This window comes from Nocardia sp. NPDC049707, from assembly GCF_040674855.1.
GTDB lineage: Bacteria > Actinomycetota > Actinomycetes > Mycobacteriales > Mycobacteriaceae > Nocardia.
Genome location: NZ_JBFANN010000012.1, coordinates 133,422 through 146,663, shown reverse-complemented (window position 1 = coordinate 146,663; position 13,242 = coordinate 133,422). Strand labels below are relative to the sequence as shown.

Genomic DNA, 13,242 nt, shown 5'->3' with positions numbered 1-13,242 from the left:
TCGATGCCGGTCTACAGGGAGCCGCTCGACTGCATGCGGCCGTCGGAATCGAGCGCCACGACAGTGTCGATGCCGATCCTGCGCAGGAACGGGTAGTCGTGACTGACGACAAGGAGCGCGCCACGGTAGGCCGCCAGGGCTTCGACGAGCTGGTCGACGCTGGCGATGTCGAGGTTGTTGGTCGGCTCGTCGAGGATCAGCAGCTGGGCCGGGGGATCGGCGAGCAGCAAGCGCGCCAAGGAGACACGGAAGCGTTCTCCGCCCGACAGTGTCGAGACCGGCCGGTCGACACTGCTGCCACGCAGCAGCAGCCGAGCCAGCTGATTGCGGATGGTGGCGGGCGGGGTGGTCGCGGCCACCGCGTGCACGTTCTCGAGCGCGCCGGCCTGCTCGTCGAGCCCATCCAGGCGTTGCGGGAGATAGCCGACCCGGTCGGTGAACAAGGTGGCGCGTTCGGGATCGCGACCCTGGATCAGGTTCTCGATCAGCGTCGACTTGCCGGCCCCGTTGGGGCCGACCAGGGCGACTCGCTCCGGGCCCTGGATGACTACGCGCCGGTCACCGTCGCGCAGTTCGGCGATGCGCCGGCTGCGCGGCACATCGGGATCGGGCAGCACGAGGTGGATGTGTTCCTCGCGGCGGACGCGGGCTGCCGCGGAATCCAGGACATCCTGGGCCGCACGGACTTTCGCGTCGGCAGTCGTGCGCATCGCGCCGGCGGAGGCTTGCGCCTTGCTGGCGCGGTTGCCCGCCAGGATCCGGGGGATGCCGCCGTGTTGCTGGGTGGCCTTGCCCGTGCGCTCGCGCCTGGCCAGCTTGGTCTCGGCCTCGATGCGCTGGCGTTTCTCGACCTTCAACGCCTGCTCAGCGGTGCGCGCCGCCTGCACAGCCGCCGCCTGTTCCTGTTCGACGTACTGCTTCCAGGCGCTGTAGGGACCGCCGAAGACCTCCAGTGTCGTGCCGTGCAGTTCCGCGGTGGCATCCATGTGCTCCAGGAGCTCTAAATCGTGGCTGACCACCACGAGGGTGCCCGGCCACGAGTCCATGAATTCGGTGAGTTTGGCGCGGGTTTCGCGGTCGAGATTGTTCGTGGGCTCGTCGAGCAGGGTGATCGGAGTGCGCCGGATCCGCAGGCCCGTGATCGCGACGAGAACGGCTTGGCCGCCAGATATTTCACCGACCTTGCGGTCGAGATCTACCGCGCTGAAACCGATTTCGTGCAACGACTCGTCGGCGCGGGCTTCGATGTCCCAGTCGTCGCCGATCGTCTCGAAGTGCTTCTCATCGGTTTCCCCGTTTTCGATCGCGCGCAGGGCCGCGAGTTTGTCTGCGATACCGAGCAATTGGGCGATGGTGGCGTGGCGGCCCAGGGTGAGTGTCTGCGGCAGATAGCCCACCTCGCCGGCGGTTTCGATTCGCCCGGATGTCGGTGTCAGAATTCCGGCGATCAGCCGCAGCAGCGTCGATTTGCCGGCGCCGTTTCGGCCGACCAAGCCGGTTCTCCCGCTGGTGAAGGCGCCGTTGATCCGGGAGAGCGCGACGGTTCCGTCGGGCCATTCGAAGGACAGGTTCTGTAGTGCGATCGTCGATTGCATGGACATGACTCGGTTGACTCCTCCTGCTCGCCGCGGGAGCGGCCGCGAAGCACGACGCCCGGATCGCGGTGAGCACGAGCGCGTGGGATTTCAGACTTTGCGGATGCAGGCGAAGGCGAGGTCGGCGTGAGCGCGGGCATGAACAGCTACCGACATCATGGGTCGGCGCGGTGGACAGTGCCCGCGACAACGCTCAATCGAGCACACGGAAGGCACATTCGAACGCAGCGGCGAATGCGCAATCAGGGGCGCCGCCTTCGACCTGGCGGCTAGAGTCTGTCAACCTCGATGAGCACGACGAGCACACTACCATCCGGCACATATGGGGTAAGGGGCCCACAGGGTGGATCGATCGTGTGCAGAGGCGATCTCCAGCAGCGTCGGGTTGCTGGGTTCGGTCCACGAACCACCGAGGTAGAGCCGGTCGTAGGTGATCATCCGATTTCTCCTGCGACCGATGAATTCTGTTGGTCGCGATAGGTTTCCAGCAACCGCAGCCAGACCTCGCTGATGGTGGGGAACGGCGGAACCGCATGCCAGAGCCGGTCGATGGGGATCTCGCCGGTGATGGCGATGGTGGCCGAGTGCAGCAGTTCGGCGACGCCCGGTCCGGCGAAAGTCGCGCCGACGATCACCTGGCGCTGCGGGTCGATCAGGACGCGGGCACGGCCTCGATAGCCGGGGTCGTGTTGGATCGCACCGGCGGCCCGGCCGATGTCGTAGTCGACCACGTCCACGTCCCGCGCTGCGCGGGCGGCGTCCTCGGTGGTGAGGCCGACCGCCGCGATCTCCGGATCGGTGAAGACGACCTGCGGCACCGCCTCGAGGTCGGCGGTCCCGACGTGGCGGCCCCACCGGCCGGTGTCCAATGCCAGACCCTGGGCGCGGGCGGCGATGACCGAGCCCGCGACCCGCGCCTGGTACTTGCCCTGATGGGTCAGCAGCGCACGGTGATTGACGTCGCCGACCGCGTACAACCAGTCGCCGTCGACAGCTGTCACGGTGAAGGTGTCGTCGGTAGTGAGCCACTGACCGGGTGACAAGCCGACGGTGTCGAGGCCGATGTCCTCGGTGCGGGGCGCGCGTCCGGTCGCGAGCAGCAGTTCGTCGGCCACCAGCCGGGTGCCGTCGGCGAGGGTGAGATGGATGCCGTCGTCCGGTCCGCCCGCGCGTTCGGCGGCGGTGATGGTGGTACCAAATCGGAGTTGGACACCCGCTTCCCGGAGCCCCTCGGCGACCAGGTCGGCGGCGAAGGCTTCCACACGGCCCAACAGCCGGGACTCCCGGGCGATGAGTGTGACCCGCGCGCCCAATGCTTGCCAGGCGGCCGCCATTTCGGTGGCGACCACGCCTGCTCCGAGAATCGCGAGCCGGTCGGGTACTTCCCGCGCGCTGGCCGCTTCGCGACTTGTCCACGGCCGCACCGCATCCAGGCCCGGAAGCGGCGGCAGGGCGGCGGCGGTGCCGGTGCACACGGCCACCGCGTGCCTAGCAATGAGACGCATGGTGTCGCCCTCGGGCGTGTGGACCGTCACCCGCCGGGGTCCGTCGAGTCGGCCGTGACCACGGAGGAGGTCGACCCCGACGGAGCCGAGCCAGTCGACCTGGTCCTGGTCGTTCCAGTCGGCGGCCATGCGATCGCGGTGCTTCAGCACCGCACCGGCATCGAGCGGTCCGGTAACCGCGGCAGCGACACCGGGGAAGCGCGCGGCTTCTCGGTAGAGCAGGACGGGACGCAGCAGGGCCTTGCTGGGTTCGCAAGCCCAGTATGAGCATTCGCCGCCTACCAGTTCGGATTCGACGATCACGGTGCTCAGCCCGGCGGCACGGGTGCGGTCGGCGACATTCTCACCGACCGGCCCGGCTCCGATGACCACGACGTCGTAGGTACGAATTTCCTTGTCGGACATGGGTTCACCTTCGATGAGCGGATCAGCGGCCGGGCGCACGCTGGGTGATTTCCTGTAAGAACCAGCCATTGCCGTCGGGATCGGTGAACGCGGCGAACGAACCGTAGCTGCGACGCTGCGGATCCGCCCCGGGGACACGGCCTTCGGATCCGGCATGGTGGAAAACGCCGGTGGCATCGCGGAACGGTCCGTCGACCGCGATCCCGCGTTCGGCCAATTCCGCGACGGCGGCCTCGATATCGGTGACGATCAGGTGCAGGCCGTACGAGGTTCCGGGCGCGGCCGTCGTGACTCCGGTGCCGAAGATGATCGAGCATGCCGAGCCGGGCGGGGTGACCTGCACGACGCGATAGCCGTCGTCCACGGGGAAATCGGCGTCGAGACGGAACCCGAGCCGCTCGGTGTAGAAGGTTTTGGCGCGGTCGACGTCGGCGACGGGCAGTACGACGACTTCCAGCTTCATGTCCATGAAAAGCGTTCTCCTCTAATATCTTTCGCGGTGGTCAGTAGACGGTGTCCCGGGCGGCCTGCTCGATCACACGGCGACGAGATCGGGATGCGAAACGGCGACCGAATGTGACGCGGCGACCTCGGTGACATGGAAATGAGCCCGCTCGGCCATCAATCGCTGCGCAGCGACCGGGCTGATCGACCCCCGCAGTGCGGCGGCGTCGGAAGCGGGGCCGCGCAACGGATTCGACGCCGCGACATCGGGGTACCGATCCTTACGGAGCTTGTCGATGACGTCGTTCCAGCTCGATCCATCCGCGAACGCGCCGTGGACCAGGACGACGGTCGGCTTCGGCGCGTCCTCGGTGGGCCCGGCATGGGTGGTGGTGCTCGCCGTGCACGCCACGGCGAGGCTCCCGGCGGCCACCGCGGCCGTGATCGCGGCAATCACCCTGGTAGCGCGCCGCAAACGGAGGCGTCGGATGTCGACCATGTCGTTGTCCTTTCGAGGAACGGTGAGGCGGCTTGTGCGGATTCCACTGTGGTACGCACGCCCCCACCGCCACATCAGTCAACTGACGCCCACCATGACGTAGTCACACCTTTGATCGAACGCCACGGCCAAGGAACCGGACACCGACGAGCGCTGCGCGATCGGCACAACTTCAGATGTCTCGTTCGGCGACGATGCCGCCCTCGAGGGCCGATAGTCGCCGGATCTGGTCGGCGGAGAGCCACAGCCGTTCCGCGGCGACCCACCACTTCTGCACGATTGTCAGATGACTGAATCGGTGACGGTCCCTCGAGCGTCAGTCGACAGATGCCCGCGCTTACACGCGGGTCTTTCGATCCGGCATGCGCGCGGCGACCTCGCGCCGTGATCGCAGGTCGAGCTTGGCGAGGATATTCGACACATGGGACTGAACTGTCCGGTGCGACACGAACATTTGCGCCGCGATGCTGGAGTTGGAGCAGCCGTCGGCGACGAGCGCGGCGACCTTGCGCTCGGTATCGGTCAGCGCAGCCCAGCCGGATTTGGGCCGGTTGCGCCGACCCCGAACACCTCGTCGAATGTCGTATGGCCGCACGCGTGCGACCGTGCGGGCGGTATCCCACGATGCGCCGAGTCGGCTGTAGATCGCTATCGCGGTATCCAGCGAACAGCGGGCGTCGATATCGCGCCCCGCCGCGGCGAGCAGCACGGCGGCGTTCTCCTGTGCCTGCGCCTGGTAGAGCAACCGCCCGGACCGCCGGAATGCCTCGGCCGCCGCCAGCAGGCTATGGGAATCGCGCTCGGCCAGACCTCGACACAGCAGCGCTGTCCCGCTCCTCGAGGCGGTCGGCTGGCGCGCCGCGAGTTCGTCGGCGCCGGCCGCTACCGACCGCGCCGCATCCGTATCGCCGAGGTCCGCGGCCAGTCGAGCGATATCCGGGAATATGTAGTAAAGCGTCGCCGCGGCCGAATGGTCGGCCATTCGCTCGTAGGTATCGAAGAGCAGCTTCAAGGCGAGGTCCGGATGGCCGTGTGCCTCGTGCGTCAATGCTTTGGCCCACTGGTGCAGGTGCGCGTGACCGGTGGCGCCAACGAGGTCGTCCGGTATGGGAATACTGTCCACGTCCGGCAGAAATGTGCCGCGGTGAATACCGATCAGCGCGGCCAGGCTACGCGCGATCGTCGAGTACCCGAGCACGTCGGGCGCCGCCGTGCTCGCGCCGCATTCGGCCACCGCGTCATCCCAGCGACCGTTCAGCAGGTAGAGCCGTGCCTTGGCAAGCAGGGTCGAGGACGAGTACACGTCAGGGACACCGCGGTTGTGCGCTATCGCCTGCTGCAACACGTCTTCGGCGTCGGTCAGGCGATCGAGCTCGATCAGACAGTGCGCCCGCAGCCCGTATGGATCGAACTGGTCCGGTCCGATACTGGGGATCCGAATGCTCAGCGCCAGCGCCTCGGCATCGGCCATTCGGCCCCGGGCATGGCGGGCTTGGGCGAGCAGCCAGCGCATTTCGATGTCGTTGCCGTGCTCCGACCGCGCAACCCACGCCTCCGCCTCGGCGATTCGGCCGCTCCAGAGCAACGCCTTGGTATACCGGCGGATCAGCTCTGCATCATCGGACTCCGTCGTCGCGCGCCGCAACAGCCGCACCGCCAGCTCGGGCGCTCGAAAGGCCAGTTTATCGGCCACGGCTACCAGCCAGTCGATGCTGGTGTGGTCCAGTTCCTGGTCGGCGACCGCCAGGTAATAGGCGATCCGCTCGATCGGCGCGTTGGTCGCCTGCAGGACCCGTCCAGCCGTGCGCAGCAGACCAACGCGCACCGCGGCCGGCAGCTGATCGGCCAGCACGAGCCGGATCAATTCATGCCGGAACATCACTTCGGAGTCGACAAGTGCGAGCAGTCCGGTCGTCATCGCGTCACTGACGACGCTCCACACATCCAGGAGGGGGCGGTCCAGAATCGCCGCCAATTCAGTGACGTCGACGACCGGGCCGAGTGCGGCGGCAGTCGGCAACACCTGCCATGCGCAACGCGGCAGAAAGTCCAACTTCCGCGAAATCGCCTGCGCGAGTGTGTTGGACGGGCGCTGCCCGTCGACCGCCTCGGTAATCTCGGCGGTATCGGCGACAACCGCGATCGCCTGCTCGCGCAACAAGGCGGCCACCAATTCGGCGAGGTAGCGCGGATTGCCGCTCGCACCAGCCACCTCCCGCATCAAGCCTGGGCCGGGGGTGGCACCGACGATCCGCGACACCAATTGCGCCGCTGCCTCGGCGGACAGCCCGCCGAGGCGGATCAGCGGGGCGCGGCGTTCGACGAGTTCGCCCGCCAATACGGTGAACGCCGAGTCCTGAGGCTGTGGGCGGGCACCGAGCACCAGCAGTAGCGGCAGCTCGTCGATGCGGGCGCACAGCCGCTGCAATACGGACGCGCTCGACGTGTCGGCCCAGTGGACGTCGTCCATGATCAGCGCGAGCGGACCGGTGGCGCACCAGGTTTCGATGTGCTCGAGGATCGCGTCGGCGATGACGATCGGGGCCCTTGCCGCGGCGTCACCCGCCCGATCGTCGCGGTCGAGCAGGGCCCGGATCGAATCTGTCCCCGACGTGTCGGTGTCGTCGAGCCAGGAGAGCAGCGCGGCGAACGGGACAGTCTGCTGTAGTTCGCTGGCGGCCCCGAGTCGAATATGCAGACCCGCCGCCGTGAACCGCGCCCTGGCCGCGTCCAAGAGAATCGTCTTTCCGATACCTGGTTCGCCCTGCACCAGCACCACGGCGCCCCGCCCCGCGGCGACCCGGCGCGCGAGCGCTGCCAGCATCTCGATCTCGCCGTCACGACCGATGACCACTGTCGTGCCGGATTCCTGCGCAGGCCGCGTCGTCAACGGACTGCGCACACTGAAGCCCGATGACCGCATCCGACCGAATCCGGCATCACGTCGGCATACCCGGAGGTATGACGACTCGCACCACCGCACAATCGACAAACGTCTGCGTCACCCCCACCGCAGCGGGGTCGACGCCTACGGCGCAGGGACCGGTCGCCACCAGCGTGTATTCGAAGCTGCGCCAACGACTTCCGACGCCCCTCAGCCAAGGGACCTCCCCTGCGGACGCCGTTCGAGGTCGGTCATGGCCGCACCGGCTCATTCTGGTCGGCGACGCCGCTGAGGGCGTAACAGAAAACGAACGGCACCGCACCGTCGTTGAACCATGCGTGTGGTGTGCCGTTCTGGATCACGCAATCGCCCGATCGCAGCGACACATCGACACCGTCGCCGAGACGCAGCCGGCCCTCGCCGCTGAGCACGACAATGAAATCGACGCTCGCAGTGCGGTGCATGCCGGGCGCGGCGGGATCGAAGGCCGCCATCATCCCCGGCAGTTTCGCCTCCGCCTCCGCGGCGAGGGCCGCCATCTCCTCCTCGGACAGCTCGGCGTCGGGCTCATAGGTCAGTCCCGGAGGTACCGAGATGAATCCGAAACGCACCCCACCCGGGCCGGGGAAATAGCTCGTTTCGGTCTGCGGAGGCATCCGGTCGACCGGCAGATCGGGCAGCTCGTCGAGTTCCCACATCCGGTACACCTCGGCGCCTGGCAACAGCGCCAATGTCAGCGGGTCGATACTGTCGTCTGCCAGGACCCGTCCCTGTCCGGTCCCGTCGTCGCCGACCACGATTCTGCGCATGTGAACTCCTGATTATCGTCCGCAATAGCTGAATGGGTCGGCACCGATAGCTGGGCCGACCCGGGCCTCAGCTATCCGGACGGTAGCCGCCGCCCGCGCGGCCCCGCTTGTCCCGAAGCGCAAAAGCATTGTCCGAGCGCGCAGAACTCGAAACCCGGAAATGCTTGGTTGAGCCGTGATCCACGCGGTACTGCACTACGCTTCGCTAGAGTTGGGGTCGGCGCCGGGGCCACCGATGATTGTCGAGTCGGAGGCGTATTCATGAATCAATCGGCCATCGCCGGCTCCGCCACGACAAATGTGGTGGATCCACATGAGCGAGCCGAGTACTGGGCCGATCTGATCAGCACATACCACTGTCGGCTCGGCTACCGATTCCCTAGCCGCACCGACTTCCGCGGGCACACCCAACTGCGGCGCACCGACACCTACCAGCTCGTCGGGTGGAAATCGGATGCCGTCACCTACGTGCGCAACCCGAGCCACATCCGCGCCGACCCCGATGACGACTACCGGCTGATCGTTCCTTTCTCCGGGCAAGTGTCCTTCCGCACCGTCGACGGGTACGGGCTCATCACCCCGGGAACCATGTGCCTGGCGGTCGTCGACCGCCCCTACGAAATGTCCATGTCCGACGGCACGCGCGGGATGATCATCACCATTCCGCGCAGGGAGATCAAACATCGCCTCAACCGCGTCGTTCCACCCAGCCAGCCGCTGGATCTCACGACCGGGCTCGGACGGGTGACCGACGGGATCCTCGGCGGCCTGCGTACCGAATCCGCCGCACTCACCGACCTCCAATTCGACAGCGTCTCCGAACGGCTGGTGGATCTGCTCTGCATGCAGATACTCGGTGAACCGGCGAACTCGCTCACCCAGCTCGCCCATATCGAAGCGACCGCTCGCCGGTTTATCCACGACCATGCCGGAGATCCGGGCCTCACCGGCACCCGCGTCGCCATTGCGCTCGGCTGGTCGCTGCGTCAAATTCAACTCGCGTTCAGCAATGCCGACACCACACCCAGCGAAGTCATCCGGGAGGAACGCCTGCGGTTGGCGCGCGACCGCCTGCGCAGCCCCGCCTACCAGCATCGAAGTATCACCGATATCGCATCGGACCTGGGCTTCGGTTCGATCAGCAGTTTCAGCAAGGCCTTCCGCCGACGCTTCGACACCACCCCCGGCCAACTCCGTGAGGACTGGCGGGCCGGCTCCGCCCCTGCCACACCGACTTCCGGAGCGACCAGCTAGTACGATCACGCTATCGTCGCAGCGTGGATTCCCTGCGCCAGCTGCGGTATTTCGTCGCCGTCGCCGAAGAACTGCATTTCGGGCGGGCGGCCGAACGCCTCGGCATTGCGCAGCCACCGCTGAGTCAACCGACGCCAGCACCACAGGTTCATCGGCGCCCAACCCCACCTCACCAGCGCAATCGAAACATCTGGCGTGCACCCAACCGCGCACACCGGCCTTACGGAAGATCTCCTTCACGACTGCCAAAACTTCCATACGGATGGCTCCGGGTCAGCTTGACTCTCCCGCCGACGGAGGGTTCACGCTCGTCAGCGTCCGAGATTTCGAAACCGAAGGGCTCACGATGAAAATCGATCTGGCCAAGAGCGACCCGCACTACTACGACGCCACCCAAGAACCCGAATTGCGCACCTTCGACACCTACGGGTATCTGACGGTCACCGGTTCCGGCGCGCCCGGCGGCGAGCAGTACACCGAGGCGGTGCAGACGCTGTATCGAACCGCATACGGCGCCAAGAAGATCGCCGAGGCGGACGGTCAGGATTTCGTGGTACCGAAGCTGGAGGGCCAGTGGTGGGTGGACTCCGATGAGCCGCCGCTGTCGGTGCCGCGCGAACAGTGGCAGTGGAAGCTGATGATCCGCATGCCCGAGGTGGTGACCCCCGAGATGGTGTCCGGTGCGACCTTCGAGCGGCTGACCGAGGGTACTGCGATCCAGGTCATGCATATCGGACCGTATGCCACCGAACCGGAGACGCTGGCCACGATGGAAGCGTTCATGGCCGCCGAGGGGTTGCTCATGAACGGCCGCCATCACGAGATCTACCTCTCGGATCCACGCAAATCGCCCGGCGCGAATACCCGCACCATCCTGCGCCATCCCGTGCGTCGCGCGTGAGATCGGCGGTGCGGCAAGCAGTTACCAAGCGCGGCCCAGATAACCAGGCGTCGACGGCGTGCGGGCGACGTCCGCGGGTACCCCGGCCCGGCGGGTATACGTCACCGCCGACGCGATCTCATCCGCAAAGCCCGCACCACCTCGGCGACCGGCTGAGTGACCGTGGTGGTCCACGGCCGCGTCGAAGCCGTCGTCACCCGGCACCAGCCCCGGCTGGGCAGTTCGGAGCGCAGATCCTCGAATGTCATCGGCATGTCCCGCACTAGCAGCCGTGCCCGAAAGCACCTGCCGCCCGTGGATCGTGCCGCGACTACCCCACTGACGAAGTCGGACGGGTGAACGTAACAGCGGCCGCCCGAGATTGTCGGACGGCCGCTGCGACATCAGGTTTTGTCAGGCCCGTCGTCGGATTCGATGTCCTTCTTGTCGAGCCGGGCGATACCGGGTTCGGTGCCCTCGTCCGCCGCCTGATCCGCTTCCGGATGTTCGGGCTCGAAGGTCGTTGGCAGGCCCTTGATATGCCGGTTCATCGAACGCACCAGCAGGACGGTCCCGGCGAGCAACACCAGAATGATCACCAGACCGAGCGGCGACGCCTTACCGAATTCGGGTCCGGTAGGCGTGCCGGGAGTTTGCGCGAGGAGAACCAACATCACCGGTGCTCGTCTTCGATACCGGCGAACAGATCGGTCTCCGGCAGCGTGGATTCGACCCTGGACTTGGCCAGCTCGAACTCCTCGGTGGGCCAGAGCCGCTGCTGCATTTCCATCGGAAGCGCGAAGAACGCGCCGTTGGGATCGATCTGCGTCGCGTGCGCGCGCAGCGCGTCATCACGCAGCGGGAAGTATTTGGCGCATTCGATCTGAGTGGTCACCCTGGTCATACCGTCCGGACGGCCCTGTCGGTAGGCGCGGGTGCGTTCCAGCCACTCCTGCAGCGGGAACGGCTCACCGATCCGCTCGTATTCGGCGGCGAAGATATCCAGGCGCGCCATGGTGAATCCGTGGTCGTAGTAGATCTTCAGCGGCTGCCACGGCTCGCCCGCGTCCGGGAAGCGCTCCGGATCGCCCGCCGCCTCGAACGCGGCCATCGATACTTCATGGCAGCGGATGTGATCCGGATGCGGATATCCGCCGTTCTCGTCATAGGTGGTCATCACATGCGGCTTGAACTCACGCACCACGCGGACCAGCGCCTCGACGGCCTCGTCCAGTGGGACCAGCGCGAAACTGCCCTCCGGTAGCGGCGGCGGCGGATCGCCCTCGGGCAGGCCGGAGTCGACGAAACCGAGCCAGGTCTGGCGCACACCGAGTGCGGCGGCCGCGGCCTCCATCTCCTCGCGCCGGATCTCATCGATCCGCTCCAGCACGCCGGGGGTATCCATCGCCGGGTTGAGGATGCTGCCGCGTTCACCGCCGGTCAGCGTGACGATGAGGACATCATGGCCCTCGTCGGCATACCGCGCGGTCGTCGCGGCGCCCTTGCTGGATTCATCGTCGGGGTGCGCATGAACCGCCATGAGCCGGAAACCACTCACGTCTCGTTCACCTCATCAACCACCGTCATACCTCGTACTCTCCGCCGCCGGGGTCCGATCTACCTGTCCCTATAGTTCCATTCGACAGACTTTTGTTCCGACATACCCCCCGGAGTGAGACGGCATGAGTGAAACGCCCAGTGACACGCCGATCAACCGACATGCCGATCGGTACGGAACCGCGCCACGCCCGAAGCGCCGATGGATTCCGTTCGCTCTGGGCGCGGTCGTGCTGGCCGCGGGTCTCGGGACCGCCTACCTCGGCTTCCAGAAGTACGGACCGGGAGATATCGACACCGAACAGCTCGGTTACACCGTCGTCGACGACTCCACCATCTCGGTCCATATCAAGGTCACCCGCAAGGATCCGCAGCAGCCGGTGGTGTGTTTCGTCCGCGCGATGGCCAGGGACGGGTCCGAATTGGGCCGTCGCGAGGTGCTGATCAAGCCGTCCGACAGCGGCACCATCGAACTGACGACCACCGTCCGTGCCTCCGCCCCGCCGGTCTCGAGCAGCATCTACGGCTGCAGCGACGACGTGCCGAAGTATCTGCGGGCGGGCTGACTCCGGGCGATATGCCACTGAGACCGTCCACAAAACGAACGCCGACCTGCATGTTTGTGATTCATGCTAAAATAGCGTGATACACGGTTCCGGGGCTCGGAGCCGTGTTTGCTGCATCGGCGGCCAGTGCTGTCAGTTCGAGATCCATGATTTACCGGATCTGAAGCCTGTCGAGGTTCGATGAACTTCCTCAGGATGGCACTAGCCGTCGACTGGTGCATGCCCGCCCCCTGTGGGCACTGCAGCGACCAGGGAACCCGGCCCCGGCCGGGAACAACTACTAGGGAGTGATCGAGATGACTGAGACGCAAGTGACTTGGCTGACCCCGGAGTCGCACGACAGGCTCAAGGGTGAACTCGACGCGCTCATCGCCAATCGTCCGGTCATCGCTGCCGAGATCAACGAACGCCGCGAAGAGGGCGACCTCAAGGAAAACGGCGGATATCACGCCGCGCGTGAGGAGCAGGGTCAGCAGGAGGCGCGCATCCGGCAGCTGCAGGAGCTGCTGAACAACGCCAATGTCGGCGTTGCGCCCACCAAGTCCGGCGTCGCACTGCCGGGTTCGGTCGTCAAGGTCTACTACGACGGTGACGAATCCGACACCGAGACCTTCCTCATCGCGACCCGCGAAGAGGGTCTCAACGATTCCAAGCTCGAGACCTACTCGCCGAATTCGCCACTCGGTGGCGCGCTCATCGATGCGAAGGTCGGCGACACCCGTGAGTACACCCTGCCGAACGGCAAGATCATGAAGGTGACGTTGGTCAGCGCCGAGCCGTACCACAGCTGATCTCGGGCCCTGCGCCCTTCCTGAAGCCATGAAGAACGGCCGCATCCGAAAAG

The 13,242-nt window shown here is 66.3% G+C and carries 14 protein-coding genes and 1 pseudogene; 5 read left to right on the top strand and 10 right to left on the bottom strand.

Annotation, left to right across the window (positions count from 1 at the left end; genetic code table 11):
• Positions 1-11: 11 nt before the first annotated feature.
• From AB0J29_RS14380 to AB0J29_RS14350, 7 genes are all read right to left on the bottom strand, one after another.
• Positions 12-1,601 carry an ABC-F family ATP-binding cassette domain-containing protein gene (locus tag AB0J29_RS14380; RefSeq protein ID WP_364784727.1) on the bottom strand — a complete coding sequence of 530 codons (1,590 nt, stop codon included), beginning with the start codon at positions 1,599-1,601 and terminating at the stop codon, positions 12-14.
• Between the two features lie 300 nt (positions 1,602-1,901).
• A complete protein-coding gene (locus AB0J29_RS14375; protein ID WP_364784724.1) occupies positions 1,902-2,033 on the bottom strand; it encodes a hypothetical protein in 132 nt (43 codons plus the stop codon).
• Positions 2,030-3,505: an NAD(P)/FAD-dependent oxidoreductase gene (locus AB0J29_RS14370; protein ID WP_364784721.1), complete on the bottom strand. Its 1,476-nt coding sequence runs from the start codon at positions 3,503-3,505 to the stop codon at positions 2,030-2,032. Before AB0J29_RS14370 ends, AB0J29_RS14375 begins: the two co-directional genes overlap by 4 nt.
• Before the next feature lie 22 nt (positions 3,506-3,527).
• Entirely contained in the window at positions 3,528-3,974 is a 447-nt protein-coding gene (locus AB0J29_RS14365; RefSeq protein ID WP_364784718.1) for a VOC family protein, read from the bottom strand.
• Positions 3,975-4,040: 66 nt separating this feature from the next.
• Positions 4,041-4,448, bottom strand: a complete 408-nt coding sequence (locus tag AB0J29_RS14360) for a hypothetical protein (RefSeq protein ID WP_364784715.1) — start codon at positions 4,446-4,448, stop codon at positions 4,041-4,043.
• A gap of 337 nt (positions 4,449-4,785) precedes the next feature.
• Complete coding sequence (locus AB0J29_RS14355; protein ID WP_364784712.1) at positions 4,786-7,371, bottom strand: AAA family ATPase; 2,586 nt, start codon at positions 7,369-7,371, stop codon at positions 4,786-4,788.
• Between the two features lie 212 nt (positions 7,372-7,583).
• Positions 7,584-8,141 (bottom strand): cupin domain-containing protein, encoded by a 558-nt coding sequence (locus tag AB0J29_RS14350; RefSeq protein ID WP_364784709.1) that lies wholly within the window; start codon positions 8,139-8,141, stop codon positions 7,584-7,586.
• 261 nt (positions 8,142-8,402) lie between these two features.
• Here AB0J29_RS14350 and AB0J29_RS14345 point away from each other — a divergent pair, with 261 nt between their 5' ends.
• The 3 genes and pseudogenes from AB0J29_RS14345 (at position 8,403) to AB0J29_RS14335 (ending at position 10,296) form a co-directional block, all read left to right on the top strand.
• Positions 8,403-9,395: a helix-turn-helix domain-containing protein gene (locus tag AB0J29_RS14345; RefSeq protein ID WP_364784706.1), complete on the top strand. Its 993-nt coding sequence runs from the start codon at positions 8,403-8,405 to the stop codon at positions 9,393-9,395.
• A gap of 23 nt (positions 9,396-9,418) precedes the next feature.
• A pseudogene (locus AB0J29_RS14340) lies at positions 9,419-9,523 on the top strand (LysR family transcriptional regulator); the annotation flags it as partial.
• Between the two features lie 218 nt (positions 9,524-9,741).
• Positions 9,742-10,296, top strand: a complete 555-nt coding sequence (locus tag AB0J29_RS14335) for a GyrI-like domain-containing protein (RefSeq protein WP_364784703.1) — start codon at positions 9,742-9,744, stop codon at positions 10,294-10,296.
• A gap of 101 nt (positions 10,297-10,397) precedes the next feature.
• On the opposite strand, the gene AB0J29_RS14330 is transcribed toward AB0J29_RS14335, so the two are convergent.
• From AB0J29_RS14330 to mca, 3 genes are all read right to left on the bottom strand, one after another.
• The gene (locus AB0J29_RS14330) at positions 10,398-10,550 is read right to left on the bottom strand and encodes a hypothetical protein (RefSeq protein ID WP_364784699.1); all 153 of its coding nucleotides are present in this window, start codon (positions 10,548-10,550) and stop codon (positions 10,398-10,400) included.
• Between the two features lie 129 nt (positions 10,551-10,679).
• Complete coding sequence (locus AB0J29_RS14325; RefSeq protein ID WP_364784799.1) at positions 10,680-10,949, bottom strand: hypothetical protein; 270 nt, start codon at positions 10,947-10,949, stop codon at positions 10,680-10,682.
• Entirely contained in the window at positions 10,949-11,815 is an 867-nt protein-coding gene (gene mca, locus AB0J29_RS14320; protein WP_364784796.1) for a mycothiol conjugate amidase Mca, read from the bottom strand. Before mca ends, AB0J29_RS14325 begins: the two co-directional genes overlap by 1 nt.
• 142 nt (positions 11,816-11,957) lie before the next feature.
• Here mca and AB0J29_RS14315 point away from each other — a divergent pair, with 142 nt between their 5' ends.
• Together AB0J29_RS14315 and greA are read left to right on the top strand one after the other, a co-directional pair.
• The gene (locus AB0J29_RS14315; RefSeq protein WP_364784696.1) at positions 11,958-12,398 is read left to right on the top strand and encodes a DUF4307 domain-containing protein; all 441 of its coding nucleotides are present in this window, start codon (positions 11,958-11,960) and stop codon (positions 12,396-12,398) included.
• 296 nt (positions 12,399-12,694) lie between these two features.
• On the top strand, positions 12,695-13,189 hold the full coding sequence (gene greA, locus AB0J29_RS14310; RefSeq protein WP_364493227.1) for a transcription elongation factor GreA: 495 nt from the start codon (positions 12,695-12,697) through the stop codon (positions 13,187-13,189).
• Positions 13,190-13,242 lie beyond the last annotated feature (53 nt).

Bases quoted from the DNA above. Each gene is read 5' to 3' on its own strand.
- AB0J29_RS14380 (WP_364784727.1), bottom strand. From the start codon at position 1,601: ATGTCCATGCAATCGACGATCGCACTACAGAACCTGTCCTTCGAATGG.
- AB0J29_RS14375 (WP_364784724.1), bottom strand. From the start codon at position 2,033: ATGATCACCTACGACCGGCTCTACCTCGGTGGTTCGTGGACCGAACCC.
- AB0J29_RS14370 (WP_364784721.1), bottom strand. From the start codon at position 3,505: ATGTCCGACAAGGAAATTCGTACCTACGACGTCGTGGTCATCGGAGCC.
- AB0J29_RS14365 (WP_364784718.1), bottom strand. From the start codon at position 3,974: ATGGACATGAAGCTGGAAGTCGTCGTACTGCCCGTCGCCGACGTCGAC.
- AB0J29_RS14360 (WP_364784715.1), bottom strand. From the start codon at position 4,448: ATGGTCGACATCCGACGCCTCCGTTTGCGGCGCGCTACCAGGGTGATT.
- AB0J29_RS14355 (WP_364784712.1), bottom strand. From the start codon at position 7,371: ATGCGGTCATCGGGCTTCAGTGTGCGCAGTCCGTTGACGACGCGGCCT.
- AB0J29_RS14350 (WP_364784709.1), bottom strand. From the start codon at position 8,141: ATGCGCAGAATCGTGGTCGGCGACGACGGGACCGGACAGGGACGGGTC.
- AB0J29_RS14345 (WP_364784706.1), top strand. From the start codon at position 8,403: ATGAATCAATCGGCCATCGCCGGCTCCGCCACGACAAATGTGGTGGAT.
- AB0J29_RS14335 (WP_364784703.1), top strand. From the start codon at position 9,742: ATGAAAATCGATCTGGCCAAGAGCGACCCGCACTACTACGACGCCACC.
- AB0J29_RS14330 (WP_364784699.1), bottom strand. From the start codon at position 10,550: ATGCCGATGACATTCGAGGATCTGCGCTCCGAACTGCCCAGCCGGGGC.
- AB0J29_RS14325 (WP_364784799.1), bottom strand. From the start codon at position 10,949: ATGTTGGTTCTCCTCGCGCAAACTCCCGGCACGCCTACCGGACCCGAA.
- mca (WP_364784796.1), bottom strand. From the start codon at position 11,815: ATGGCGGTTCATGCGCACCCCGACGATGAATCCAGCAAGGGCGCCGCG.
- AB0J29_RS14315 (WP_364784696.1), top strand. From the start codon at position 11,958: ATGAGTGAAACGCCCAGTGACACGCCGATCAACCGACATGCCGATCGG.
- greA (WP_364493227.1), top strand. From the start codon at position 12,695: ATGACTGAGACGCAAGTGACTTGGCTGACCCCGGAGTCGCACGACAGG.